The organism is Hydrogenophaga palleronii NBRC 102513, from assembly GCF_001571225.1.
Lineage (GTDB): Bacteria > Pseudomonadota > Gammaproteobacteria > Burkholderiales > Burkholderiaceae_C > Hydrogenophaga > Hydrogenophaga palleronii.
This window is the reverse complement of sequence record NZ_BCTJ01000030.1, coordinates 21,470-47,024: the sequence shown is the minus strand read 5'-3', so window position 1 is coordinate 47,024 and position 25,555 is coordinate 21,470. Positions and strand designations below refer to the sequence as shown.

The window sequence follows — 25,555 nt, the reverse complement described above, 5'->3', positions numbered from 1 at the left end:
CTTGCCACGACAGCAGCAACACCACTGCAAACGCAAAAGCAAAAGCAGAAGAGCCCTCACCCCAACCCTCTCCCAGAGGGAGAGGGAGCAATCCGCACCGCCTCAAAAAAGAAAACTAAACCCAGGGCGTAGGCTTGGGAATCCCACAAACCGGCTCCACATCCACCGACTTGAAGTCCGCCGGTGACACGATCTCCAGGTACTCCATGTCCGGCGAATAGTCGAACAGGTAGTGCCGGATGCCCGGCCGCTGGTGCACGCAGTCACCGGCCTGCACCAACGTCTCCTGGTCTTCGTACATGAAACGCGCCCAGCCCTTGAGCATGATCACGATCTGGAAATCCGCCTCATGGCGGTGCCAGCCCGTGCCTTCTTCGGGCGGCAGGTTCGCCTTCACCAGGTGGGCGATCACCTTGCCGTGCGTGGCGTTGGCAATGCCGAGGTCGCGGTAGAGGAAAAAATCGCGCAGGCCACCGCTCACATAGTCCCCCTCGTCACCTTTGACGTGGGAAAACAGCGTGGAGGTTCGATCAAGCATGGGACGCTCCTTTCTGGGGTGTGCAGCAACCGATCCGCTGCTGTCCGGCACAAAGCACAAAGTGTTCCCGTGGCCCGGGCGGTGTGGATGGCCCTTTCGAGGGGCGATCTGTGCACCAGACTGGCCCGCCCGCGCACCAGCACGCCTCGGGGATAATCACGCCTCTATGAGCGGCAACACCTTCGGCACCCTGTTTTGCGTCACCAACTTCGGTGAATCCCACGGCCCGGCCATTGGCTGCGTGATCGACGGCTGTCCGCCGGGCATGGCATTGAGCGAGGCCGACATCCAGGCCGACCTCGACCGCCGCCGCCCCGGCACCAGCAAGTTCGTCACCCAGCGCAACGAGCCCGACGCGGTCGAAATCCTCAGCGGCGTCTACGAAGGCAAGACCACCGGCACGCCCATCGCCCTGCTGATCCGCAACACCGACCAGCGCAGCAAGGACTACGGCAACATCCTGCAGACCTTCCGCCCCGGTCACGCCGACTACACCTACTGGCAGAAATACGGCATCCGCGACCCACGTGGTGGTGGCCGCAGTTCGGCTCGCCTCACCGCGCCCACCGTGGCCGCCGGCGCCGTCGCCAAGAAGTGGCTCAAGGAACGCTACGGCACCACCTTCCGCGGCCACATGACGCAGGTGGGCGAACTGGCCATTCCGTTCGAGAGCTGGGAGCACGTGCCCCACAACCCCTTCTTCGCCCCGGTGGCCGACGTGTCCACCATCGAGGCCTACATGAACGAGCTGCGCAAGAGCGGTGATTCGTGTGGTGCGCGCCTGCGCGTCACGGCGCAGGGCATGCCGGTCGGCCTCGGCCAGCCGCTGTACGACCGGCTCGACGCCGACATCGCCTACGCCATGCTCGGCCTCAACGCCGTCAAGGGCGTGGAAATCGGTGCGGGCTTTGCCAGCGTGGCGCACAAGGGCAGCACGCACGGCGACAGCCTCTCGCCCGAAGGCTTCAAGGGCAACAACGCGGGCGGCGTGCTCGGCGGCATCAGCACTGGGCAAGACCTGGAAGTGCAGATCGCCATCAAGCCGACCAGCTCCATCCTGATTCCGCGCGAGACCATCGACACGGCGGGCCAGGCCACCGAGGTCATCACCAAGGGCCGCCACGACCCCTGCGTCGGCATCCGCGCCACGCCCATCGCCGAAGCGCTGCTCGCGCTGGTGGTGATGGACCACGCGCTGCTGCACCGTGCACAGTGCGGCGACGTGCAGCTGTCCACGCCAGACATCGCGGCACAGTCGCGCAGCGGCGGCTGAGTGACCGTGGCGACAACAGCGCCGGGCCACCCGCCGTTGTCGCCACGCCTTACTCCGGCTGGACGCCTGCTTCTTTCACGAAGCCGGCCCACTTCACCGTTTCGCTCCTGACGTAGTTCCCCAGCTCTGCGCTGGAGCTGGTCTGCACGCGCATGCCCGACTCGTTGATCCGGGCCGTGACGGCTCGGTCGTTGATCACCGAGGTCACCGCCGCGCGCAGTTTCTCCACGATGGCATCGGGTGTTCTGGCCGGCGCGAACATCGCGATCCACGTGGTCAGCTCGAAGCCTTCGAGTGTCTCGGACAGCGGCGGCACGCCGGGCAGCAGCGGTTGCTGGCTGCTCGCGGTAACCGCCAGCGGGCGCAGTTTGCCGGCCTTGATGTTGCCCAGCGACACGGAAAGGTCGCCGAACATCATGCTGACCTGGTCTCCGAGCAAGTCCTGCACGGCTTGCGGCGGGCTCTTGTAAGACACCATGGTCATGCCGAGGTCTTTGCGCAGGTTCAGGATGGCCGCTGGCAACAGGTTGCCGCTGGAGCCTTGTGCGTAGTTCACCTTGCCCTTGTTGGCCTTGGCGAAGTCCATGAATTCCTTGACCGACTTCACCGGCGAGTTGGCATTGACCATCATGACCTGCGGCACATAACCAAGCAGGGTGACCGGCTTGAAATCGGCAATCGGGTCGTAGCTGAGCTTCTTGAACAAGGCGGCGTTGGCGGCGTGCGTGGTGCTCGATCCCACCAGGATGGTGTAGCCGTCCGGTGCCGCGCGGGCCACGGCCGAAGCGCCGATGGCGGCGCTGGCGCCCGGCTTGTTGTCGATCACGACGGCCACCCCCAACTGCGCGGCCAGGGGTTCGGTCAACTGGCGCGCCATCACGTCGGTGGCGGTGCCGGCGGCGAAGGGCACGACCAGCGTCACCGTGCGCTGCGGCCACGCTGCGTCAGAGGTCTGCGCAAAAGCCGAGGCGCCCAGCAAGAGCGCCGATGCCGCGACCCAGGCGCATGCGATGCGACGGCGTTGTGGTTTCAAGAAGGGTGGTTGTTCCGAGTGCATGTTTGTCTCCTGTTGATGGATGGGGCTGAATCTGTCGTTCAGTCTGTGTTGGCCAGGCGCTTCGATGACCGGGCCTCTACCTCACTTCGCACACGTCCTCGAACGACCACCGCAGGTTGCGCTCGCGCATCTCCAGGCGGTCGCCATAGCCCATGTTGCAAAGGAAGTTCGTTTTGACGGTGGTGCCGTCCCAGCACAGGCGGTCGACCTGCGCTTGATGAAAGCCGGACATCGGTCCGCAGTCCAGGCCTTCCATGCGTGCGGCCACCAGCAGGTAGGCCGCCTGCAGCGAGCTGTTGCGCAGTGCGGTGCTCTCGACCAGCTGGGGCTTGCCGTCGTAGTACGCCACCGCATCTTTTTTGTGCGGAAACAGCTTTTCCAGGGTGGGCACGAAGGCCAGGTCCATGCCGAGCACGGCGCACACTGGCGCCGCAAGTACCTTGGCGCGGTTGCCCTCGTACACGCATTCCGACAAGGCCTGACGGGCCTGCGCCGACACCATCCAGCGGATGCGCAGTGGCTGGCAATTCATCGAGGTCGGCCCCCACTTCATGTGCTCGTGGATCACGCGCAGCACGGCGGGGTCCACCGGCACGTCCCGAAAGCGGGCGTAGGACCGGGCGTCGTCAAAAATGGCGGCCAGGCTCACGCGGTGGCCTCGTCGCGAACGGGGTTGCGCAGGCAGCCAATGCCTTCGATCTCGATTTCGATCACATCGCCATCGCGCATGAACACCGGCGGCGTCCTCGCGTAGCCCACACCCGACGGCGTGCCGGTGGCGATGACATCGCCAGGCTCCAGCGTCATGCATTCGGAGACGATGGCGATCAGTTCGGCAACCGACCACAGCATGTCGGCCGTGGTGGAGCTCTGCATGACCTTGCCGTTGAGGCGCGAGACGATGGACAAGCCACGGGCGCCAGCGGGCAACTCGTCCGGCGTGACCAGCCACGGGCCGAAGGCGCCGGTGCCGTCGAAGTTTTTGCCGATGGTCCATTGCGCGGTCTTGCGCTGGTAGTCGCGCAGCGTGCCGTCGTTGAAGCAGGCGTAGCCCGCTACCGCGTCAAGCGCGTTGTCCACGGTGGCGCGGTGCACGCGCTGGCCGATCACCACCGCCAGCTCGGCTTCGAAGTCGAGCTTGTCCGACACCGGCGGGCGGATCAGCGCCGCTTCGTGCGCGATCAGCGACGTGGCGCCGCGCATGAAGAAGCTCGGGTACTCCGGCCTGGCGTTCCCGCCTTCCTTGGCGTGCTCGGCGTAGTTGAGGCCGACACAGACGATCTTGGGTGGCTGTGCAATGACGGGCAGCAGGCGTACGCTGCTCAGGTCTTCCCATCCGGCCCGGCCGCGCTCGGCGGCTTCGCTTGCGCGCTGGCCCAATCGCCCCACTGCGGCCGGGCCTTGGGCGATCAAGGTCATCAACGAGGCGGGCGCCTCGGCGTCCAGGGTCTCGACCCGTGTGAACAGCGCGGGGTTGGTGGGGTGGACGATGCCGGTGCCGACGCTGCGGTCCGCCTCGAACGAAATGAACTTCATGAAAGGTCCTGTGGTGGAGGAGGAAAGAAGCGGCTGGTGGCTCAGGCCTGGGGTGCGCTCAGCGCCACCAGCTGGAAGTCGAAGCGGACGCGGCTGAACGGCGTCGGCATGCCCGCATCAAGGGCCTGCGCCGGATCGGGCACGTTCTCGACCTGGGTAACCAGCGCATCGCGCACCCCGAAGACCGCATCGGAGTCGATGTAGGGGTCGCCGGCGAAGAACACCTCGGTGGTCACCGGCCGATAGCCGTCGGCGCTGACGATGACGTGGAAGTGGGCGGGCCGCATGCAGTGCCGCTGGGCCGCGCGCACGAGATCGCCCACGGGGCCGTCGTCTGGAATGCCGTAAGGCTTGGGCAGCAGAGTGCGAAAGCGGAAGCGTCCATCCGGGCCGGTGCGCAGTTTGCAGCGCAGGTTGTGGTAATCCTGCGTGGCATCCATCTTGGGATAGAGCGCGTTGTCCGCGTTCTGCCAGAAATCCAGCAGCGCTTCCAGGGGCTCGCCGTCGGCACTGCGCACAACGCCTTCAAACACCGTCGGCGTGCCGGGCTGCTCGCCCTTCAGGTCGACGCCATTCGGTTGCTCCAGCGAGTCGTGCACATGGAAGGGCCCCAGCACGCTGCCGGGCGTGGCGCGCGGGGGGCTGGCCAGTAAATCCACCAGGGACGACAAGCCCATCACGTCGGACAACAGGCTGAACTCGTTGCGTCCTTCGTCCGTGAACTGGGCCGCTTTCGTCAAGAAGGTCAGCCCTGCGCGCCACTCGCTGTGCGTCAGGCCGACTTCCCTTGCGTAGGCGTGCAGGTGGCGGATCAAGCCATGCACCAGCACCTGTTCTCTTTCACCGCTGAACTGGTATTCGTCGATGACTTTGTCGGTAATGTTGTCTTTGGAGATAGACATATCGATAAGGTTGATGAGGTCTGGGTTTCGTCGATATTTTGTCGATAAAATCCAATGTGTCAACGGTGTATCGATAAAATAGTGAAAACCATGACAAAAACGACTGATCTTCTCGACCGCGGAACCACCGACATCGCCGAGGCTTACGAGCGCCTGCGGCAAGACATCGTGTTTGCGCGCATTCCGCCGGGCGCCAAACTCGTGATCGAAACGCTCAAGCGGCAGTACGCGCTTGGCCCGAGCCCGCTGCGCGAAGCCTTGAACCGGCTGGCGGCCGAAGGTTGGGTGGAGCACCGTGAGCAACGCGGCTTTCACGTGGTGGCAGCCGATCCGCAGCAACACCTGCAGCTGTTGAAGGCGCGCATCTGGGCAGAGGGCACGGCGCTGCGCGATTCGATCGAGCACCGCACCGATGCATGGGAAGACGCCGTGGTGCTCGCGCTGCACCGTCTGTCAAAAGAGCCGCGCTTTCTCAGCGTGGGCCAGGACGGCGATGCCGTGGACGAGAACCCGCAATGGGAGCAACTGCACAGGCGCTTTCACATGACCTTGCTGTCGCAGTGCACCAGTGCCTACATCACGGACTTTTGCTCACAGCTGTACGACCATGCGCACCGCTACCGCATGCTGGCGCTGCGGGTGAACAAGGGTCGCCGCCAGGAGGGGGACGAACACCGTGCGATCGCCGAGGCCGCGATGGCCGGTGATGCCGATCTGGCCGTGCAGTGCCTGACGGAGCACTACCGCCGCACCGCCGCCATCATCGGCGTGGAAGAGGAACGGCCGGGCGCCTGAGCCCGGCGTTGCAGCGGTCAGGCCGGGTGAGCGGCCTTGATCTTGCGCACCAGGCCCTCGATGGCCAGTGTGTAGCCCTCGGTGCCGAAGCCGATCACGATGCCCGCCGCCGCCGGCGAGATGTAGGAGTGGTGGCGGAAGGCTTCGCGCGCGTGCACGTTGCTGATGTGGATCTCGATCACCGGCAGCGGTTTCACGCCGCCGATGGCGTCGAACAGCGCCACCGAAGTGTGGGTGAACGCACCCGGGTTGAACACCACGCCGGCCAGTTCGCCCGCCTTGTGGCGGCGGCCGGCTTCGTGGATCTTGTCGATCAGCGCACCCTCGTGGTTGCTCTGGAAGGCCTCCAGCCCGAAACCCAGGCGCTGCGCGGTGGCCAGCGCCTGCGCTTCCACGTCGGCCAGTGTGGTGGCACCGTAGACGCCGGGTTCGCGCGTGCCGAGCAGGTTGAGGTTGGGGCCGTTGAGCAGCAGCAGGGTGGACATGGTGGTCGGTCTCGGATCTTTGAGGGGGAATGCGGGTACTGATTAAACCAGTGGCACGGTCAGCCGTTGCAACGCCGCTGCGGTGTCGGGGCGCATGCCGCGCCACCACTGAAAGGCCTCGGCCGCCTGCTCGACCAGCATGCCCACACCGTCGGCCACGCGCTGGACGCCAGCGGCCTGCGCCTGGCGCAGGAACGGCGTGAGGCCTTTGCCGTACACCATTTCGTAGGCCAATGCGCCGGGCGCAAACAGGCCGTCGGGCAAGGGCAGGGTGTCTTGCGACAGGCCGCTGGAGGTGGCGTTGATCACCACGTCGAAAGACTGGCCGGCCAGCTCGGCGTAGCCGCTGGTCTGCAGGGCTGCGTGGGCCGCGAAGTCGCGCCGCAATGCGTGCGCCTTGTCCGCCGTGCGGTTGGCCACCGCCAGCAGTTGCGGCTGTTCGGCTGTGATCGGCAGCAGCGCGCCACGCGTGGCGCCGCCGGCGCCCAGCAGCAGCACACGTTTGCCGGCGAGCGGGGCGGCCAGGTTGTGTTGCAGGTCGCGCACCAGGCCAACGCCGTCGAAGTTGTCGGCCTCGATCAGGCCGCCGTCGCCGAACCGCAGGCAGTTGGCCGCACCGGCCAGGCGGGCGCGCTCGCTCGGTGCGCTGGCGATCTCGAAGGCCTGCAGCTTGAAGGGCAGGGTGACGTTGATGCCGCGCCCGCCGCTGTCGCGAAAGGCCCGCACCGCGTCGGCGAAACCGTCCAGCGCGGGCTCGATGGCGGTGTAGACGATGTCCTGCGCCGTCGCCTGCGCAAACAGGCTGTGGATCAGGGGCGACTTGCTGTGGCCAATGGGGTGGCCGAGAACGGCGTAACGGTCGGTCATGGAAAAGAATGGCGGTGTCGGCGTGCGCACATCAGCGCACAAGGTGCCGCATTGTCGCGCAGCAAGCCCCTGGCCGGCCCGTGGACAAGCGCCGGGGCCTACCATGGCGGGCATGAATACCCCCACCACCCCCACTTCGCTCAAGATCGATTTTGTGTCCGACGTCTCCTGTCCCTGGTGCGCCGTGGGCCTGGGTGCGCTCGAAGAGGCGCTGCAGTCTCTCAAGGCCGAGGTGTCGGCCGACATGCATTTTCAGCCGTTTGAACTCAACCCGCAGATGGGCGCCGAAGGACAGGACGTGGGCGAACATCTGGCCGAGAAGTACGTCTCCACGCCCGAGCAGCAGGCGCAGATCCGCAACACCATCCGCGCGCGTGGTGCCGAAGTCGGCTTTGCCTTCAACCCCGAAGGCCGGGGCCGTGTGTGGAACACCTTTGACGCGCACCGCCTGCTGCACTGGGCCGACAAGGACGGCGCGCCCGGCCAGCAAACAGCGCTGAAGAAAGCCTTGCTCGCCGCCTGCCACACACGCTCGGAAGCCATGGGCCACCACGACGTGCTGCTGGCCTGTGTGCGCGAGGTGGGGCTGGACGAAGCGCGCGCCGCCGCCATTCTGGCCAGCGACGAGTTTGCCGCCGAGGTGCGCGAGCGCGAAGCCTTCTACCAAAGCCAGGGCATCCGCTCGGTGCCGGCCGTCATCATCAACGACCGCCACCTGATTTCCGGTGGCCAGCCGGCCGAGGTGTTTGCGCAGGCGCTGCGGCAGATTGCAGAGGCAGGCTGACCCACGTACGGTGCCGGGTGCTCGCGCACTGTCTGAAGTTACCGAGGTTGTTCAGGGCTTACCAGTTCACCGGGGCGATGCAGCGCAACTGGAAGGGGGACGTTTAACGCTGGCCTGCGCGCTGTCTGGCTCCCGCGGCGTGACCGTGAAGGCAACTGTTGCGCCGGATTCGGTGGAGGTGAGATATCTATTCGTTGAGCGCTTGTCGCTAAAGCCGTGCACCGTCAGATTGAACGCATGATGATCGGTTTGCCGACGTTATGGTCTGTGCTCGCGCAACCGCCACCTGATGGCCTGGATCGAGATCGACGGCGCCAGTTTGATCGGCAGAGCGGGGCTCGTCAACTGCCTGTTGAGGCGTAGTGCCGCAGCCCCAGGCGCCAGGCGCTGAACGCCGCGGCCAGGAAGGCGAAGCCCGCCAGGGGCGACACCATGCCGAGCCAGTCGGGCGCGCCGAGCGGGTCGGGTTTGCCCAGGATCACCAGCGCCGGGTAGTAGGCCACGCAGGCCAGCGGCACGGCGAAGGTGAGCACGGCCCGGAACCAGCGTGCGTACAAGGCCAGCGGGTATTGCGCCGCCTGCACGCCGCCGTAGGTGAGCACATTGGCGATCTCCAGGCTTTCCACGGTCCAGAACGACAAGGTGCCCTGCAGCACCAGGATGCCGAGGAACAGGGCCACGCCGCCCGCAATCGCCAGCAGCGCGACGGCCACGGCCGCGGGTGTCCAGGTGATGCCCGCCTGCGTGGTGGCGAAGGCCAGCACCAGCAGGCCCTGCAGCAGACGCCCGAGGCGGCTGATGCGCAAGTCGTGGCCCATCAACTGCAGCGCCAGCGGGCGCGGCCGCAGCAGCAGGCGGTCGAAGGCGCCGGTGCGCAGGAACTCCGAGCCCAGCACGTCGAAACCGCGCCCGAGCGCATCGGCGATGGCGAACATGCAATTCACCAGGCCATAGAAGAGCGCCACCTCACCGATGCGCCAACCCTGCACATCGCCGAAGCGGTGGAACAGCGCCCAGACCGCCACCACCTCGATGCCGGTGGCCAGGAACTGGCCCAGCGTGAGCATCAGCGCCGATGCCGGGTAACGCGCCTGGCCGCTCAGGGAGGCACCCACGAGGCGGCTGAACAAGGCCAATGAACCCATGGGCTTCATCCGCCTTGCACCTCGAGCCGGCGCATGGTGCGCCCCATGGCGACCCGGCCCAGCAGCACCAGCAGCACGGTCCACAGGCACTGCAGTGCGAGCCCGACGAGGGCCTGTGTGCCGGCGAGCTGGCCGAAGTAGATGCGCGCCGGGATGTCCATCACGCCGGCCAGCGGCTGCAGCAGCAACAGCGTCTGCCAGGCGTCGGGCAGCAGTGGCAGCGGCAGCAGGTTGCCCGACAGCACCACCACCGCCGGCCCGGCCAGGGTGTTGATGCCACGTTCGTTCAGCGCCGCGGTGGTGGCGATGTTGAGCAGCATCACGAACGCGGTGGACAGCAGCAGCGCGAGCAGCAGGGAGACGGCGAAGGCCAGCCCGGCGGCCAGGCTGGCGGGCGCCTGCCAGGCCCAGTCGCCCAACCCGGCCAGCGGCAGGGCGATGCCCGCAAAGGCCAGCATCAGCAGGACGCGAGGCAGCACGCGCGCGGCGATCCAGCCGGCCGAACGCACGAACCACAGCGTGTAGGCGTCCACCGGCCGCAAGCGGTCGTAGGCCACGGAGCCGCTGCGCACGGCCTGGGCCACCTCGGGGTCGCCCATCCAGGGCAACAGGGCGAGCAGGCCTTGTGCGAGCCAGGTGTAGGTGATGACCTGCGCGAGCGAGAGCGGGGCACCGGCGGCGCCGGCCGCGCTGCCGTAGAAGGCGGCCAGCACCATGACCTTGATGCCGCCCCACCAGCATTGCGTGACAAAGCCCGCGTAGGCCGCCGTGCGGTACTGCAGCATTTGCAGGAAGCGCGAGGCAAACGCCGCGGCATAGGGGCGCACGAGGGCGCGCGGGCTCATGGCACTCAGGCCTCGGACGCGCCGTGCATGGCGTAGAAACGCGCGATCACGGCTTCGATGGTCATGCCCTCGTCTTCCGCATCTTCTGCGTCTTCGGGCAGGTCTTCGTTCAGGCGCCGTGCCGCCACCACCTGCTCGCGCAGGGCCGGCACTGCGCAGTCGGCCAGCACGCGCCCATGGCCGATCACGATCACGCGCTCGGCCAGGGCCTCGATGTCGTGCATGTCGTGGGTGGTCAGCAGCACCGTCGTGCCGCGTTCGCGGTTGATGCGCCGGATGAAATCGCGCACCGCCAGCTTGGACGGCGCATCAAGCCCGATGGTGGGCTCGTCGAGAAAAAGGATGTCTGGCTCGTGCAGCAACGCGGCGGCGATTTCGGCGCGCATGCGCTGGCCCAGCGAGAGCTGCCGCACCGGCTGGTCGAGCAGGCGCTCCAGGTGCAGCAGCGCCACCAACTCGTCGCGCGTGCGCTGGAAACGCACCGGGTCCACGCGGTAGATGTCGCGCAGCAACGCGAAGCCATCACCCACCGGCAGGTCCCACCAGAGCTGGGTGCGCTGGCCGAACACCACACCGATGCGGCCAACGTGCCGTTCGCGGTCGGCAAACGGATCGAGCCCGTCGATGCGCACGCTGCCGCCATCGGGCCGCAGGATGCCGGCCAGGATCTTGATGGTGGTGGATTTGCCGGCGCCGTTCGGGCCGATGAAGCCGAGCAGCTCGCCGCGCTGCAGTTCGAACGAGACGCCGTTGAGCGCCTCCACCGTGCGGTGGCGCGGGCGCACCAGGGCACGCAACGCGCCGAGCACACCGGGGTCGCGCTCGTGGATGCGGTAGGTCTTGAGAAGCTGGTTGACGGCGATGTGGGGCATGGTGCGGCGGCGGGGGGCGGATTCTACAGGCGGCGCGAAGGCCGTTGCCGGCCCGCCACCCGTCCGCTCAGACCGGCTCGCGCCGTTCCAGCGCGCGCGCGACGAAGTGTTTCTTCACCCGCGTGCGCGGCACCGGGTCGGGCAGGTGGCTGAACCAGGCGCGCACGTCTTCGTCGAGGCCGATGCCGTGCATGTAGTTGTAGATCGCCTTGCGCAGGCCCACGCCCAGGGCTTCGTGGTCCACGCCGCTGGGGTCGATGAAGCCGATGTCGTTCTTGGCGAACGTCACCTCGGGCAGCGGGATCAGCTCGATGCCGTAGGCCGCCGGGTCCATGCCCACGGGGGAGTGCACGGTGCACGAGAAGCGGTGGAAGAAGCCGCTCTGGATGCAGCCGTTCTCGAACAGCTGGCGCACGTACTCCAGCGCGTCCACCGTGTCCTGCACGGTCTGCGTGGGGAAACCGTACATGAGGTAGGCGTGCACCAGGATGCCGGCGTCGGAGAAACCCTTGGTGACACGCGCCACCTGTTCCACCGACACGCCTTTTTTCATCAGCGTGAGCAGGCGGTCGCTCGCCACTTCGAGGCCGCCGCTCATGGCGATGCAGCCGCTGTCGGCCAGGCGCTGGCAGAGCTCGGGGGTGAAGGTTTTCTCAAACCGGATGTTGCCCCACCAGGAGATCGGCAACTGGCGCTGGATCAGTTCGTCGGCCAGCGCCTTCAGTGATTTGGGCGGCGCGGCTTCATCAACGAAGTGGAAGCCGGTCTGGCCTGTTTCTTCCACGATGGCCTCGATGCGGTCGGCCAGCGTGGCGGCCGACGCGGTTTCATAGCGGCTGATGTAGTCCAGGCTCACGTCGCAGAAGCTGCATTTCTTCCAGTAGCAGCCGTGTGCCACGGTGAGCTTGTTCCAGCGCCCGTCGCTCCAGAGCCGGTGCATGGGGTTGAGCATGTCGAGCAGGCTCAGGTACCTGTCCAGCGGCAGGCCGTCCCAGGTGGGCGTGCCGATGTCGTCGAACGGCACCTCGGGTTCGACGAAGTTGATGTACTTCACCACGCCGGCCTGTGCGCCATCGCCCTGGTCGCGCAGGAAGGTGCGCACCAGGCGCTGGCGCGAGCGCTTCTGCTGCAGGAACTCCAGCAGTGCCAGCAGCGGGCGTTCACCGGCGTCCAGCGTGACGAAGTCCACCAGGTCGAACAGGCGCGGCTCGGCGAGTTCGCGCAGCTCGGTGTTGACGAAGCCACCACCGAGGGCGATGGTGATCGACGGGTCGTGTGCCTTGATGGTCTGTGCGATGCGCAGCGCCGCGTACAGCGCGCCGGGGAAGGGCACCGAGAGCAGCACCAGCGTGGGTTGGTGCCGCGCCAGTGTGTCCAGCGTGAGCCGGTGCAGCACCTCGTCCACCAGGGTGAAGGGCGCGGCCAGCGCGGCGGCCATGGGGTCGAAGCTGGGCTGGCTGCTGGCGAGCGATTCGGCGTAACGCACGAAGGCAAAACGCTCGTCCACCGCGTCGCGCAACACGTCGGCCAGGTCGTTCAGGTACAGCGTGGCGATGTGGCGCGCCTTGTCCTGCACGCCGAGTGCGCCGAAGGCCCAGGCCAGCGGGTCGTCGCCTTCTTCGGCGAAGGCCGCATCCACATACACCTCGAGCGCGGCAAAACGCGGGCCTTCGGGCAGCAACTCGCGCGCGGCGATGCGGTGTGCCAGGGTCGAGTCTCGACCCTGCACGAAGGCGATGACGGGCGCGATGCTGCCGCGGTAGCGCTTGAACTGGTCGAGGAAGGCGTGCACGCTGGACGAGCGCTGCGCCTCGGGCACGGCCAGGGCGCGCTCGCGCACGGCGTCCAGCCCGGCGGGGGTGAACAGCTGCAGCACCAGCGCCAGGGCGAGGTCGGCCTGCACCGCGTCAACCCCGCGCGAGCGCAGGAAGCCGGTGATGTAGGCGGTGGAGGGGTAGGGCGTGTTGAGCTGCGTCATCGGCGGGATGAGGCTCAGCACGCGCAGGGCAGGCGTGGTCATGGCATGGGGCGTGGGCAGGCCCGATCTTACGGGGTTGGCGATGCACTGCGCGGCGCCATGGCATTCGGCTGCCCCGGTGCGGCCCGCTGCCTGACGTAGGATGCGGCCACCGATAACCGGCGGGAGACGAGTTCAATGAACGGAGTGTGGTGGGCCGGCGCGCTGCTGGCCGGGTTGCTGGCGCCAGCGGCACAGGCCGCTGACCTGGCGCCCGATGTGATGGCGCGTTTTGGCGGGGTGTACGCAATCGACTGCACGAGCCGGCAGTCGGCCTACGTGCGTGTTGACGCCGGGCGGATACGGATCCGTGAGCAGCAGGGGATCGTGACCGTGGCCAACCCGCAAGCGGTATTGCAGCCTGCCGGGCAGCGGCCACGGCCAGACCTCCGCATTGCCCTGGTCGGGCATGTGAAGGGCCAACACGAAGTGACGGCGGTGGTGGACGCCGATGCCCAAGGCCTGTTGTTGCGCTTGCGCGGTGACGCGACGGTGATGACCAGGCTGGGGGTGCTGGGGCTGTACAGCTTTCGCCACTGCGCGTCGGTGGACCCGGATGCCCCGGCGGTCAGCGCCCTGGCGATGCCGCAGGCCGCTGCCGTGGACGGTCCGCCGCAGACCACCGGGGCGGCCGACAGCGTGTCGGCCTTGATGCGTGACCCGGCTTTTCTTGAGGTCTACCGGCGCACCCTCGGCCCGGTTGCCCTGAACGGCTGGCTGGCGGACCTGAGCGGGCCGGCAACCCAACTCGCCGCCGAGCGCGTGGACGGGGTGGACTACACCGTGGGCGCGCACTGCAAGGCAGACGAATGCCGGGACTACAGCTCGGTGGTCTTCTACGACCCGCAGCAGCGCCGCGCACATGTGCTGATCAGCCAGTTGGGCCGGCACTATGTGTTTGGCGCGCCGTCAGCCGCCGTGAGCGAACGCATGCTGAACCACTGGCGCCAGCAGTGGCAGGGCCGACGCTGACGGAGTCGGATCGACAGCGCACCGGCCGTTCGATGGCGGTGCCGTGGGGTGCTCAGCCCGCCGTGCGCGCGACCGGGTAGAACAGCGTGTTCAGGACCAGCAACATGCCCCACATGCCGATCTCCAGCGTCTCGGTGATGGGCTGGATGCGGCGCAGCGCGCCGTACACGTGCACCACAAACATCGAGCCGAACACGAAGTAGAGCGCGTCGAAGGTCCACGCGATGCCGTGGCCATCGGTCACCGCGCGCCACATCAGCCATTCCACCAGCAGGATGAAGGCACCCAGGCAGCGGCCGAAGTAAACCGCCAGGTCGGTGTGCTCGGGGATCCGCCAGCGCATCAGGCGCGCCCAGGTGAGCGGCACCAGAAAGATGGGCAGGGCGAAGGCGACCGTGGTCACCGTCATCAGGGTCGCCAGGTAGGAGGTGGCGTGGGGGGCATACAAACCGAACATGTGGGGGTCTCCTTGGCACCCGCTGTGGTGGGGCGTCCAGGTGCGACCTTATTCGTGGCCCGGGGGCCGGACTTGCCATTTCGCGCCATCCAGCGGCCGGGCCGTCAGCCCCGTGTCAGCTCAGCCGGAAGCGGTGTGGGCGCGCGCCCGCAGGTCTTGCCGCCAGGCGCTCGGCGCCATGCCGGACCAGCGCCGCGCCGCGCGCGTGAAATGCGCGGGCTCGGTGTAGCCCAGCTCGTAGGCGATCTCGGTGACGGACAGGCGCGCGCTGCGCAGCAGCTCGGCCGCGCGCGCCGCCAGCGCATCGTCGCGCAAGGCCTCGAAGCGGCCGCCCGCCAGCGCCAGGCGGCGCTGCAGGCTGCGCGGCGCCATGCCGAGCCGGCGCGACATCCAGGCCATGGTGGGGCGTCCATCCAGCAGCGCGAGGCGCATCAGCTGCGCCACGCCGGCCAGCAGATCGCGCTCGCTCGGCACCTGCTCCAGCGTGATCCCGGGGGCGTCGGCAGTGGTGGATTCCACCCCGCCGCGCAGCGCCAGCCACGACGCGGGAAACACCAGCGCCGCCAAAGGTCCGCGCCGGATCTCGCAGCCCAGCAGATCACACACCGGCTGGCGCGCGGCCACCTCGCCCGGCAGCTCCACCCAGCACGGTGCGGCGGCCGGGCCGGCGAGGTGGCGCACCAGGTCGAGCATGTAGCCCAGGGCCAGCACCTCGTTGCGGTGCCGGCCCAGGCGCGCCGTGTCGCTGATGCTGTAGCACCAGGCCACGCGCGCGTGGCCGCGCGGCGCCAGCCACATGTGGGTGGCCGATTGCAGCAGCGTGCCGATGTTCTGGTTGCAGAGGCGGATGGCTTCTTCCAGCGAGCGCGCCCGCAGGATGTGCCCGGCCAGCGGGCCCAGGCTGCGAAAGCCGGCCAGCAGCGAGAGCCGGGGGGCGAGCGCGTCGTCGCCGATGGCGTGGGCTGCGTGTTCCACCAGTGCGAGCTGGTCGCGCAGCAGGATCACCTGGTCGGGGCAGTCGATCAGTTGCAGCGGCAGCTCCGCGCGCCGGAACACACGCTCCACCGAACCGCCGGCGCGGCGCACCGCTTCGGCCACACCGCCCATGGAGCGTGCGCGGGTGAAGCCGGTCATGCGGCGCTCCAACCGTTGGCGCCGTGCCGGCACCATGCCATGCAGCGGGCCAGCCTGGCGAGGGTGGCAGCTGCGGGGCGCGGCGAACGGGCGGTGGTCATGGCGGTCTCCTGCGCCGCCACGATACCGCATCGGCGCCGTGGCGGGCCGCCGCGAAAACCCGCCCCGAGAACCCGCCCCGGGCTCAGTCTTCCAGTTCGCTGATGGGCACGCAGCTGCAGAACAGGTTGCGGTCGCCGTAGACGTTGTCCACCCGGCCGACCGGTGGCCAGTACTTGGCGTGCGCGCGGGTCGATGTGCTGGCCGCACCCACTTCGCGCGAGTAGGGCCGATCCCACTCGGCCGTCATCAGGCTGGCGGCGGTGTGGGGGGCGTTCTTCAGCGGGTTGTTGTCCTGCGGCCAGTGGCCCTGTTCGACCTGCCGGATTTCTTCGCGGATCGCGATCATCGCGTCGATGAAACGGTCCAGCTCTTCCAGCGTCTCGCTCTCGGTGGGTTCCACCATCAGCGTGTTGGCCACCGGGAACGACAGCGTGGGCGCGTGGAAGCCGTAGTCCATCAGGCGCTTGGCCACGTCTTCGGCCATCACGCCACTGGTGTCTTTCAGCGGGCGCAGGTCCAGGATGCACTCGTGCGCCACATGGCCGTTGGCGCTGGCGTACAGCGTGGGGTAGTGCCGGGACAGGCGCTTGCTGATGTAGTTGGCCGCGAGGATGGCGGCCTCGGTGGCGTGCTGCAGGCCGTTGGCACCCATCATGCGGATGTACATCCAGCTGATCGGCAGCACGGCGGCATTGCCCAGCGGCGCCGCGCTGATGGCGCCCACGCCGTTCACCGGCAGTCCGGCCGTGGCATGGCCGGGCAGGAAGGGCACGAGGTCTTGCACCACACACACCGGGCCCACGCCAGGGCCGCCGCCGCCGTGCGGAATGCAGAAGGTTTTGTGCAGGTTGAGGTGGCTCACGTCGCCGCCGAACTCGCCGGGCGCGGCCACGCCCACCAGGGCGTTCATGTTGGCGCCGTCCACATAGACGCGCCCGCCGTGCTGGTGCACCAGCGCGCAGAGTTCCTTGACCGTGGTCTCGAACACGCCGTGCGTGCTGGGGTAGGTGATCATCACCGCCGCCAGTTTGTCGCTGTGTTGTTCGCACTTGGCCTGGAGGTCGGCCATGTCCACGTTGCCGTTGTCGTCGCACTTGGTGACGACCACCTGCATGCCCACCATCTGCGCGCTGGCCGGGTTGGTGCCGTGGGCGCTGCTGGGAATCAGGCAGATGTTGCGGTGGCTTTCACCGCGCGAGGCGTGGTACGCCTGGATGACGAGCAGGCCGGCGTACTCGCCCTGCGAACCGGCGTTGGGCTGCAGGCTGATGCCGGCATACCCCGTGGCCTGGCAGAGCCAGGCGCGCAGCTGTTCGTCGAGCAGCTTGTAGCCCTGCAACTGGTCGGCCGGCGCGAAGGGGTGCACGTGGGCGAACTCGGGCCAGGTGATGGGAATCATCTCGCTGGTCGCGTTGAGCTTCATGGTGCACGAGCCCAGCGGGATCATGCTGCGGTCCAGCGCGAGGTCCTTGTCGGACAGGGCGCGGATGTAGCGCAGCATGCCGGTCTCGCTGTGGTGGCTGTTGAACACCGGGTGGGTGAGGAAGTCGCTGGTGCGGCGCAGTTCGGCCGGGATCAGCGGCTCGACGCCTTTTTCAAACGCGTCGAATGCGGGCAGGGGCTGCCCGCTTTTCGCGAAGATGCGCCACAGCGCGTGGATGTCGTCGCGCGTGGTGGTTTCGTCCAGCGAGATGACGGTGTATTCGTCCCAGGCCTTGCGCAGGTTGATGCCCGCGGCCACGGCGCGCGCCATGACCGCGTCGGTCTGGTCCTTGGTGTGCAGCGCGATGGTGTCGAACACCCCTTTGTCGCCATGGTGGGTGGCGGTGTGGCCGAGTTGCTCCAGCCCGCTGGACAGGATGGCGGTGTACGCGGCCACGCGCTGCGCAATGCGCTTCAAGCCTTGCGGGCCGTGGTACACGGCGTACATGCTGGCCACCACGGCGGGCAGCACCTGCGCGGTGCAGATGTTGCTGGTGGCCTTCTCGCGGCGGATGTGTTGCTCACGCGTCTGCAGCGCGAGGCGGTAGGTGGGTTTGCCGTGCACGTCCACGCTCACGCCCACCAGGCGGCCGGGCAGCGAGCGCTTGAACTCGTCGCGGCAGGCCATGAAGGCGGCGTGCGGGCCGCCCGCGCCCATGGGCATGCCGAAGCGCTGCGTGCTGCCGACCACGATGTCCGCCCCCATCTCGCTCGGCGGCTTGAGCAGGGTGAGCGCCAGCAGGTCGGCGGCGACGATGAAGGCGGCGTGTTTGCCGTGCACCGTGGCGGCGTCCTGCGTCCAGTCGTGCAGCCAGCCGCTGGAGGCGGGGTACTGCGCCATGGCCGCAAAGTAGTCGTCCCCGGCCAGCAGGCTGCTCCACTCTTCGCCCGACATCGCCACCTTCACCGTAAGACCGAGCGGTTTCGCGCGCGTCTGCACCACCTCGATGGTCTGCGGGTGCATGTCGCCCGACACCACGATGGTGTGGCCCTTGGCCTTCAACGAGCGCCTGGCCAGCGTCATGGCTTCGGCGGCGGCGGTGGCTTCGTCCAGCATGGAGGCGTTGGCCACGGCCATGCCGGTGAGGTCGGTCACCATGGTCTGGAAGTTGATCAGCGCCTCCATGCGGCCCTGCGAGATCTCGGCCTGGTAAGGCGTGTAGGCGGTGTACCAGGCCGGGTTCTCCAGCACGTTGCGCAGGATCACGCCGGGCGTGAGCGTGCCGTGGTAACCCTGGCCGATGAAACTCCGGAGCACCCGGTTCTGCTGCGCCAGCGCCTTGAGCTCGGCCAGCGCCGCCGCTTCGGTGACCGCCGGCGGCAGCTGCATGCCCTGGCTGCGCGCGATGCTGCGCGGCACGATGCCGTCGATCAGCGCGCGGCGCGAAGCCTCGCCAATCACCGAGAGCATGTGCGTCTCGTCGTCCGCACCAATGCCGATGTGGCGCGCCACGAATTCGGACGGGTTCTCGAGTTCACCCAGGGGTTTGACGGCGGGCATCAGCATGGTGGTCCTCAAAAGAATGCAAGGAGGGAAGGCGGTTGGCCAGAGGCGCCGCGCGCAGCGCGGCGGGGATGCCTCTTATTGCGCTGCAAACGCGTTGTAGGCGGTTTCGTCCAGCAGCGCGTCCACCTGTGCGGGGTCGGACAGCTTGACCTTGAAGAACCAGCCGGCCTTGAGCGGGTCGCTGTTGGCCAGCGAGGGATCGGCGCGCAGGGCTTCGTTGACTTCGGTGATCTCGCCGCTGACCGGCATGTAGACATCGGCCGCGGCCTTCACCGACTCGACCACACCGGCCACGTCTTTCTGTGCAAAAGATTTGCCGACTTCGGGCAGGTCGACGAACACCACGTCGCCCAGCGCGTCCTGCGCGTGCACGGTGATGCCGACGGTGGCGATGCCGCCGTCGATGGTGAGCCATTCGTGGTCTTCGGTGTACTTGGTGGTCATGGAAAAGCTCCTGAAAAAGGAAGGGAAAACAAAAACGGAATTCAGCCGCGGAAGTATCGGTTGGGCACGAAGGGCAGGGCGCTGACCTCCATGGGCACGGGCTTGCCGCGCACGATGGCCACCACCCGCGTGCCGATGGTGGCATGCGCCGGGTCGACGTAGCCGAGGGCGACCGGCTTGTCGGCGCTGGGGCCGAGCAGGCCGCTGGTGATTTCGCCGATGGTCTCGCCGTCGGTGCTTTGCAGTTCGGTGTGTTCGCGCACCGGCACGCGTTCCAGCGCCACCAGGCCGACGCGTTTGCGCGCCAGGGCTTCGCTGCCGTCGAGCTGCGCCAGCACGCGCGCCGCGCCCGGGAAACCACCGGCGCGTGCACCGCCGGTGCGGCGCACTTTCTGGATCGCCCAGTTGAGCGCGCCTTCCACCGGCGTGGTGGTCGTGTCGATGTCGTTGCCGTAGAGGCACAGGCCGGCTTCCAGGCGCAGCGAGTTGCGCGCGCCCAGGCCGATGGGCTTGACCTCGGGCTCGGCCAGCAGGGCACGCGCAAACGCGTCGGCGCGTTCGCCCGGCAGCGAGATCTCGAAACCGTCTTCACCGGTGTAGCCGCTGCGGGTGATGTAGAGATCGGCACCCTGCCAGGCAAAGGCACCGCCGGTCATGAACACCAGCTTCTCCACGCCGGGCACCAGGCGCTGCAAAGCACTCACGGCTTGCGGGCCTTGCAGCGCGAGCAGGGCGCGCTCGGGCAGCGGGATCACCTGGCAGCGCGCGCCGATGCGGGCCTGGATGTGCGCGATGTCGCCCACCTTGCAGGCGCCGTTGACGATGACGAACAGGTCGTCGCCGCGGTTGACGAACATCAGGTCGTCGATGATGCCGCCCTCGTCGTTGAGCAGCAGGCCGTAACGCTGTTTGTTGATGCCGAGGTCGATCACATCGACCGGCATCAGCGTCTCGAAGGCCGCAGCGGCATCGGGTCCGACCAGCTTGAGCTGGCCCATGTGCGAGACATCGAACAGGCCGGCGGCACTGCGGGTGTGGTGGTGTTCGGCCATCAGGCCGGCGGGGTATTGCACCGGCATCGAATAACCAGCGAAGGGCACCAGGCGGGCGCCGAGTTCGGTGTGCAGGGCGTGCAGCGGGGTCTGGAGGAGATCGGTGTTGGACACGAGAGGCTCACAGGCAAAGGGGCAGACCCCGGTGGGGCGAAACACGGTTCATCCGTGCGCTGCCCCGCTGTCCGCTTTACCTGAGAGATTCACGCGGGCGATGCCGCGTTTGCTCCTTCGGTGGGTCGCTTCAAGGAGCGGCCTCTCTCCAGGGGGGTACACCGGCCTTGCGGCCCGTGTTTGTCAGTCCTTTTGCCTGAGCGTTCAGGGCACCCGGTGTGCGGTGCCGCCTGCGCCTTCGGCGAGCTGCCTCAGCGAATGAAGCGGCTTCTCTCCTGACCGCGCGAGTGTATCGCACAGGGCCCACAGGGCCTTGGATGCGGGGCGTTTTTCAGGGTGTTTCGAGCGCCGCCTCGGGCAGCAGCCGGGCCAGCCGTTCGCGGATGCCATCGGCGCGTTCGCTGCCGGCCAGGCGCTCGACGTCGGCGATCATTTCCTGGCCCACCGCCAGCATGGCGGGCAGTTCACGCGCTTCGCGCAAGGCATCGCGGTAGCGCTGCGCCAGGGCCTTGTCGCGCGGTGCGAACATGCGCTCGCTCAGGTCGAACAGGAACATGCGCGCACTGGCCACCGAGCGTGGGCCGGAGAACACGTCCGCCGACACCGCCGGCACCGGGCCGCGGGTCTCGGGCGTGGACAGGGGGGAGGGCGGTGGAGCGGGTGGCGGTGGTGGCGTGTCGTCCACCAGGTAGCCGCGCGCCAGCAGGCTGTCGGCCAGCACCCGGCCCTGGCCCTCGAAGAGCGCGAACAGCTCGTCTTCGATCTTGCGGCCATCGGCCATAAGCAGCAAGGCGCGCTCGCGCTGCGTGAGCTGGCGCTGCCCCGGCATCAGTTCGGCCCGGCCCTTGTCGGTTTTGTTGAGCATCTCTTCCTGCACGACGTCGTTCACGGAGCCTGCACTGTGGCAAGGCCATGTGACGCTGTGGTGAAGAGCGGGCATGAAAAAGCCGCCCGGAGGCGGCTGGAGGGTGGAAGGCAGGCGCTGCGTGACTTCGCTCACATGCCGGCGTAGTTCGGGCCACCACCGCCCTCGGGCGTGACCCAGACGATGTTCTGCGTCGGGTCCTTGATGTCGCAGGTCTTGCAGTGCACGCAGTTCTGCGCGTTGATCTGCAGGCGGTCGGTGTCGTCGGCGTTCTTCACGAACTCGTACACGCCCGCCGGGCAGTAACGCGCTTCGGGGCCGGCGTACTTGGCGAGGTTGATCCGCACCGGCACGCTGGCGTCTTTCAGCGTCAGGTGGGCCGGCTGCTGTTCTTCGTGGTTGGTGTTGCTGATGAACACGCTGCCCAGGCGGTCGAAGGTGAGCTTGCCGTCGGGCTTGGGGTAGACGATCTTCTCGCACTCGGCCGCCGGCTTGAGGTAGAGGTGGTCGGCCTTCTCGCGGTGCAGCGACCACGGTGGCGCCTTGAAACCCAGGCGCGGCAGCAGCCAGTGTTCGATGCCGACCATCAGCCCGCCGACGATGTTGCCGTACTTGAACCAGGACTTGAAGTTGCGCGAGGCCTCCAGTTCTTGCTTCAGCCAGCTCTTGTCGAACGCCGCCGGGTAGGCCTTGAGTTCGTCGTGCTGGCGGCCGGCCTGCACGGCTTCGAACGCGGCCTCGGCGCACAACATGCCGCTCTTGATGGCGGCATGGCTGCCCTTGATGCGCGCACCGTTGAGGTAACCGGCATCGCAACCCACCAGCGCGCCGCCGGGGAAGGTGGTCTGCGGCAGGCTCATGAGGCCGCCGGTGGTGATGGCGCGCGCGCCGTAGCCGATGCGCTTGCCACCTTCGAGGAAGGCCTTGATGCGGGGGTGGGTCTTCCAGCGCTGCATTTCCTCGAACGGGCTCAGCCAGGGGTTGCTGTAGTTCAGGCCGGTGACCAGGCCCAGCGTGACCTTGTTGTCTTCCAGGTGGTACATGAAGCCGCCACCGTAGGTGTCGTCCTTCATGGGCCAGCCGGCGGTGTGGATCACCAGGCCGGGCTTGTGTTTGGCGGGGTCGATCTCCCACAGTTCCTTGACGCCGATGGCATAGGCCTGGGGGTCCTTGCCTTCGTCCAGGTGGTATTGCGCAATCAGGCGCTTGCCCAGGTGGCCGCGCGAGCCTTCGGCGAACACGGTGTACTTGGCGTGCAGCTCCATGCCGAGCTGGAAACTGTCGTTGGGCTGGCCGTCCTTGCCGATGCCCAGGTTGCCGGTGGCCACGCCCTTGACCGAGCCGTCCTCGTTGTAGAGGATTTCGGCGGCGGCGAAGCCGGGGAAGATTTCCACGCCCAGCGCCTCGGCCTGCTGGCCCATCCACTTGACCACGTTGCCCAGGCCCACCACGTAGTTGCCTTCGTTGTGGAAGTTGTTCGGGATCAGGAACTTGGGCGTGTCGATGGCGCCGGTTTTGGTCAGCCAGAACAGCTTGTCGTCGGTCACGGCCTGGTTCAGCGGAGCGCCGTCTTCCTTCCACTTCGGCAGCAGCTCGCTCAGGGCCTTGGGATCCATCACCGCGCCACTGAGGATGTGGGCGCCGGGCTCGGAGCCTTTTTCCAGCACGCAGACGTTGATCTCGCTGCCTTTTTCGGCCGCCAGTTGCTTCAGGCGGATTGCCGTGGCCAGCCCGCCAGGGCCACCACCGACCACGAGCACGTCGTACTCCATGGCTTCGCGGGGGCCGTAGGTGCTGAGGATTTCTTCGGGGGTCATGTGCAAGGTCTCGCTCGGTCGGGTGGGGTGCCCGGGATTTTCATGACGGCGGTGCACGGGGCAGGCCGGTGTCGTGGTCGGGACTGATTTTAGTGGCCCATGGCGCACAATCGTGTCGGACGGGCCCGCGTTGCGCGAACGGCCCGCGCAACTGGTTCATTTCGAGGAGTTCTGTTCATGGCATACAGCCTGGATCTGTCGGGTCGCGTGGCCCTCATCACCGGCGCATCCGGCGGCCTGGGCGAGCAGTTTGCCAAGACGCTGGCGCGGGCCGGTGCCGCAGTGGTGCTGGCCGGGCGCCGCACCGACCGCCTGATGGCGCTGCGTGCCCACATCGAAGCCGCGGGCGGTGACGCCCACGTGGTGGCGGTGGACGTGACCGACCGGGCCTCCATCAAGGCCGCCGTGGCCCATGCCGAGACCGAAGTGGGCGGCATCGACATCCTGGTCAACAACTCGGGCGTGAGTACCACGCAGCGCCTGCAGGACGTGACCGAAGAAGACTACGACTACGTCTTCGACACCAACACCAAGGGCGCCTTCTTCGTGGCGCAGGAAGTTGGCAAGCGCATGCTGGCGCGCGCCAAGGGCGCCGCACCCGGCACCTATGTGGGTGGGCGCATCGTCAACATCGCTTCCATGGCCGGCCTGCGGGTGCTGCCGCAGATCGGCGTGTATTGCATGAGCAAGGCGGCGGTGGTGCACATGACCAAGGCGATGGCGGTGGAGTGGGGCCGTTTCGGCATCAACGTGAACGCGATCTGCCCGGGCTACATCGACACCGAGATCAACCACGCGCACTGGCAGACCGAACAGGGCCAGAAGCTCATCGGCATGCTGCCGCGCAAGCGCGTCGGCACGCCCGCCGACCTGGATGCGGTGCTGGTGATGCTGTGCTCCAGTGAAAGCCATTTCGTGAATGGCGCGGTGATCGCGGCCGATGACGGTTTCGGTGCGTAGATGAGTGCCCCCCGCGCCGCCTGCGGCGTCACCCCCCAGGGGGCAACCCCTGCGGACCGGCGAAGCCGGACCCGCGGTGTTCTGGGCCCTGCCGCCGCTGCTTCGACATGAGCGCCGCCGTCGTGGGCCGCCCGTCGGGCTGGCCGCCGGGCATGGCCGTCGGCATCCTGGCCGGCCTGGGTGCCGGTGCGTTCTGGGGCACGACGTTCGTGGCGCCGCTGGTTGCGCCCGGCTTCAGCTCCATCGACCTCACCGTGGGGCGTTTCCTGTCTTGCGGTGTGTTGTCGGTGCTGTTGCTGCTGTGGTCGGGGCTGCGGGGTGAAGCGCAGCGGCCGAGCTGGCGCCAGGCCGGCACGGCGCTGTGGCTGAGCCTGCTGGGCTACACCGGTTATTACCTCTTGCTGGTGCTCGCCATCCAGGCCGCGGGCGCGGCCTTGCCGGTGCTGATCATCGGCACCATTCCCCTGTGGATCATGTTGCTCGGCAAACCGCAGGGCCTGCGCTGGCGCGCGCTGGTGCCGGGGCTGCTGCTCACGCTGGCGGGCCTGGCGCTGATGATGCGCGTCACCGCGCATGGCGGCGCAGCGGGCGCGGCCGACGATGGGGGCCAGCAGCTCTGGCTCGGCATCCTCTACGCCACACTCGCCATGGCCTCGTGGACCACGTATGGCCTGCTCAATGCACGTTGGCTGGCGCGCCACCCGGAGGTGAACTCCACCGTCTGGGCCAACTGGCTGGGCGTGGCCGCCGGCCTCGGTGCCCTGTTCATCTGGGCGGTGGCCGGCAGCACGCTGGACACGCTGGTGCAGCGCCCGGGCTTTGGCACATTCGTGCTGGTGTGCGTGGTCACGGGCGTCGGTTCGGCCTGGGTCGCGTCGGTGCTGTGGAACATGGCCAGCCGCCGCCTGAGTGCGAGCCTGGCGGGCCAACTGATCGTGAGCGAGACCGTGTTCGGCCTGCTCTACGCCTTCGCCTGGAGCGCATCCTGGCCGGCCGCCGTGCAATGGCTGGCCTGCGCGCTGTTCGTGCTGGGCATCCTCGCGTCCATCCAGGCCCACCGCTGAAAGGAAAGTCCGACCCCATGAAACTCGAACTGCCGGAACAGAAAAAACGCGTGTTCAGCATGACCATCCCGATCCGCTGGGGTGACATGGATGGCATGAATCACGTCAACAACACGATCTACTTCCGCTACCTGGAGGTCATCCGCATCGAATGGATGCGCTCCGTCGGTTGCCCGCCCGACCCGCAGGGCGAAGGCCCGGTGATCGTCAATGCCTTCTGCAATTTCTACAAGCAGCTGGAATACCCGGGCGACGTCATCGCCACCATGTACGTGAGCGACGCGGGCCGCAGCAGCTTCGAGAGCTGGTGCACGCTGGCACGCAGCGACGACCCCGACACCGTGTACGCCGCCGGCGGCGCCACCACGGTGTGGGTCAACTTCCCGCTGCAGAAGTCGGCCCCCTTGCCCGACTGGTTGCGCACGCACCTGGTCTGAGCGGCCCGCGCCAGCGGGTGCACAAATGCTTG

Annotated in this window: 25 protein-coding genes and 2 riboswitches; of the genes, 7 read left to right on the top strand and 18 right to left on the bottom strand. The window is 67.6% G+C overall.

Features of this window, described 5'->3' with window-relative positions; all coding sequences use genetic code 11:
• Positions 1-115: 115 nt before the first annotated feature.
• Positions 116-538, bottom strand: coding sequence for a cupin domain-containing protein (locus HPA01S_RS17750; RefSeq protein WP_066272104.1), 423 nt, complete (start codon positions 536-538; stop codon positions 116-118).
• Positions 539-704: 166 nt separating this feature from the next.
• Between HPA01S_RS17750 and aroC the strand changes: the two genes are divergently transcribed.
• Positions 705-1,811, top strand: a complete 1,107-nt coding sequence (gene aroC, locus HPA01S_RS17745; protein WP_066272103.1) for a chorismate synthase — start codon at positions 705-707, stop codon at positions 1,809-1,811.
• Positions 1,812-1,860: 49 nt separating this feature from the next.
• Here aroC and HPA01S_RS17740 read toward each other — a convergent pair whose 3' ends face one another.
• From HPA01S_RS17740 to HPA01S_RS17725, 4 genes are all read right to left on the bottom strand, one after another.
• On the bottom strand, positions 1,861-2,868 hold the full coding sequence (locus HPA01S_RS17740) for a Bug family tripartite tricarboxylate transporter substrate binding protein (RefSeq protein WP_066272102.1): 1,008 nt from the start codon (positions 2,866-2,868) through the stop codon (positions 1,861-1,863).
• Positions 2,869-2,944: 76 nt separating this feature from the next.
• The gene (locus tag HPA01S_RS17735) at positions 2,945-3,517 is read right to left on the bottom strand and encodes a malonic semialdehyde reductase (protein ID WP_066272101.1); all 573 of its coding nucleotides are present in this window, start codon (positions 3,515-3,517) and stop codon (positions 2,945-2,947) included.
• Complete coding sequence (locus tag HPA01S_RS23605; protein WP_066272100.1) at positions 3,514-4,404, bottom strand: fumarylacetoacetate hydrolase family protein; 891 nt, start codon at positions 4,402-4,404, stop codon at positions 3,514-3,516. The genes HPA01S_RS17735 and HPA01S_RS23605 overlap by 4 nt, the downstream gene beginning before the upstream one ends.
• A 41-nt stretch (positions 4,405-4,445) precedes the next feature.
• Positions 4,446-5,306: a dioxygenase family protein gene (locus tag HPA01S_RS17725; protein WP_066272099.1), complete on the bottom strand. Its 861-nt coding sequence runs from the start codon at positions 5,304-5,306 to the stop codon at positions 4,446-4,448.
• 90 nt (positions 5,307-5,396) lie between these two features.
• On the opposite strand from HPA01S_RS17725, the gene HPA01S_RS17720 reads away from it, so the two are divergent.
• On the top strand, positions 5,397-6,101 hold the full coding sequence (locus tag HPA01S_RS17720) for a GntR family transcriptional regulator (protein WP_066272098.1): 705 nt from the start codon (positions 5,397-5,399) through the stop codon (positions 6,099-6,101).
• 17 nt (positions 6,102-6,118) lie between these two features.
• Here HPA01S_RS17720 and aroQ read toward each other — a convergent pair whose 3' ends face one another.
• Positions 6,119-6,586: a type II 3-dehydroquinate dehydratase gene (gene aroQ, locus HPA01S_RS17715; RefSeq protein WP_066272097.1), complete on the bottom strand. Its 468-nt coding sequence runs from the start codon at positions 6,584-6,586 to the stop codon at positions 6,119-6,121.
• 42 nt (positions 6,587-6,628) lie between these two features.
• Positions 6,629-7,453, bottom strand: a complete 825-nt coding sequence (aroE, locus tag HPA01S_RS17710; protein WP_066272096.1) for a shikimate dehydrogenase — start codon at positions 7,451-7,453, stop codon at positions 6,629-6,631.
• 103 nt (positions 7,454-7,556) lie between these two features.
• Here aroE and HPA01S_RS17705 point away from each other — a divergent pair, with 103 nt between their 5' ends.
• On the top strand, positions 7,557-8,237 hold the full coding sequence (locus HPA01S_RS17705; RefSeq protein WP_066272095.1) for a DsbA family oxidoreductase: 681 nt from the start codon (positions 7,557-7,559) through the stop codon (positions 8,235-8,237).
• A gap of 341 nt (positions 8,238-8,578) precedes the next feature.
• On the opposite strand, the gene HPA01S_RS17700 is transcribed toward HPA01S_RS17705, so the two are convergent.
• The 4 genes from HPA01S_RS17700 to HPA01S_RS17685 form a co-directional block, all read right to left on the bottom strand.
• Positions 8,579-9,382, bottom strand: coding sequence for an ABC transporter permease (locus tag HPA01S_RS17700; RefSeq protein WP_066272110.1), 804 nt, complete (start codon positions 9,380-9,382; stop codon positions 8,579-8,581).
• A gap of 5 nt (positions 9,383-9,387) precedes the next feature.
• A complete protein-coding gene (locus tag HPA01S_RS17695; RefSeq protein WP_066272094.1) occupies positions 9,388-10,227 on the bottom strand; it encodes an ABC transporter permease in 840 nt (279 codons plus the stop codon).
• A 5-nt stretch (positions 10,228-10,232) separates the two neighbouring features.
• Positions 10,233-11,099, bottom strand: a complete 867-nt coding sequence (locus HPA01S_RS17690; protein ID WP_066272093.1) for an ABC transporter ATP-binding protein — start codon at positions 11,097-11,099, stop codon at positions 10,233-10,235.
• A 67-nt stretch (positions 11,100-11,166) separates the two neighbouring features.
• On the bottom strand, positions 11,167-13,119 hold the full coding sequence (locus HPA01S_RS17685) for a B12-binding domain-containing radical SAM protein (RefSeq protein WP_066272092.1): 1,953 nt from the start codon (positions 13,117-13,119) through the stop codon (positions 11,167-11,169).
• A 135-nt stretch (positions 13,120-13,254) separates the two neighbouring features.
• Here HPA01S_RS17685 and HPA01S_RS17680 point away from each other — a divergent pair, with 135 nt between their 5' ends.
• Positions 13,255-14,088 carry an Ivy family c-type lysozyme inhibitor gene (locus tag HPA01S_RS17680; RefSeq protein WP_084360787.1) on the top strand — a complete coding sequence of 278 codons (834 nt, stop codon included), beginning with the start codon at positions 13,255-13,257 and terminating at the stop codon, positions 14,086-14,088.
• A gap of 52 nt (positions 14,089-14,140) precedes the next feature.
• Here the strand turns inward: HPA01S_RS17680 and HPA01S_RS17675 are convergent, their stop codons facing one another.
• From HPA01S_RS17675 to HPA01S_RS17645, 7 genes are all read right to left on the bottom strand, one after another.
• Positions 14,141-14,545 (bottom strand): hypothetical protein, encoded by a 405-nt coding sequence (locus HPA01S_RS17675; protein WP_066272090.1) that lies wholly within the window; start codon positions 14,543-14,545, stop codon positions 14,141-14,143.
• Between the two features lie 120 nt (positions 14,546-14,665).
• A complete protein-coding gene (locus HPA01S_RS17670; protein ID WP_066272089.1) occupies positions 14,666-15,679 on the bottom strand; it encodes an AraC family transcriptional regulator in 1,014 nt (337 codons plus the stop codon).
• 184 nt (positions 15,680-15,863) lie between these two features.
• The gene (gene gcvP, locus HPA01S_RS17665; protein ID WP_066272088.1) at positions 15,864-18,770 is read right to left on the bottom strand and encodes an aminomethyl-transferring glycine dehydrogenase; all 2,907 of its coding nucleotides are present in this window, start codon (positions 18,768-18,770) and stop codon (positions 15,864-15,866) included.
• A gap of 75 nt (positions 18,771-18,845) precedes the next feature.
• Entirely contained in the window at positions 18,846-19,214 is a 369-nt protein-coding gene (gcvH, locus tag HPA01S_RS17660; protein WP_066272087.1) for a glycine cleavage system protein GcvH, read from the bottom strand.
• A 41-nt stretch (positions 19,215-19,255) separates the two neighbouring features.
• Positions 19,256-20,380, bottom strand: coding sequence for a glycine cleavage system aminomethyltransferase GcvT (gcvT, locus tag HPA01S_RS17655; protein ID WP_066272086.1), 1,125 nt, complete (start codon positions 20,378-20,380; stop codon positions 19,256-19,258).
• Positions 20,381-20,437: 57 nt separating this feature from the next.
• Positions 20,438-20,542: riboswitch (glycine riboswitch) on the bottom strand.
• A gap of 12 nt (positions 20,543-20,554) precedes the next feature.
• A riboswitch (glycine riboswitch) is annotated at positions 20,555-20,668 on the bottom strand.
• 43 nt (positions 20,669-20,711) lie between these two features.
• The gene (locus HPA01S_RS17650) at positions 20,712-21,269 is read right to left on the bottom strand and encodes a hypothetical protein (RefSeq protein ID WP_066272085.1); all 558 of its coding nucleotides are present in this window, start codon (positions 21,267-21,269) and stop codon (positions 20,712-20,714) included.
• A 107-nt stretch (positions 21,270-21,376) separates the two neighbouring features.
• Positions 21,377-23,062 (bottom strand): electron transfer flavoprotein-ubiquinone oxidoreductase, encoded by a 1,686-nt coding sequence (locus HPA01S_RS17645; RefSeq protein WP_066272109.1) that lies wholly within the window; start codon positions 23,060-23,062, stop codon positions 21,377-21,379.
• Positions 23,063-23,239: 177 nt separating this feature from the next.
• On the opposite strand from HPA01S_RS17645, the gene HPA01S_RS17640 reads away from it, so the two are divergent.
• The 3 genes from HPA01S_RS17640 (at position 23,240) to HPA01S_RS17630 (ending at position 25,523) form a co-directional block, all read left to right on the top strand.
• Positions 23,240-24,022 (top strand): SDR family oxidoreductase, encoded by a 783-nt coding sequence (locus HPA01S_RS17640; RefSeq protein ID WP_066272084.1) that lies wholly within the window; start codon positions 23,240-23,242, stop codon positions 24,020-24,022.
• Between the two features lie 107 nt (positions 24,023-24,129).
• Entirely contained in the window at positions 24,130-25,086 is a 957-nt protein-coding gene (locus HPA01S_RS17635; protein ID WP_245638695.1) for a DMT family transporter, read from the top strand.
• Between the two features lie 17 nt (positions 25,087-25,103).
• Positions 25,104-25,523, top strand: coding sequence for an acyl-CoA thioesterase (locus HPA01S_RS17630; RefSeq protein ID WP_066272083.1), 420 nt, complete (start codon positions 25,104-25,106; stop codon positions 25,521-25,523).
• Positions 25,524-25,555 lie beyond the last annotated feature (32 nt).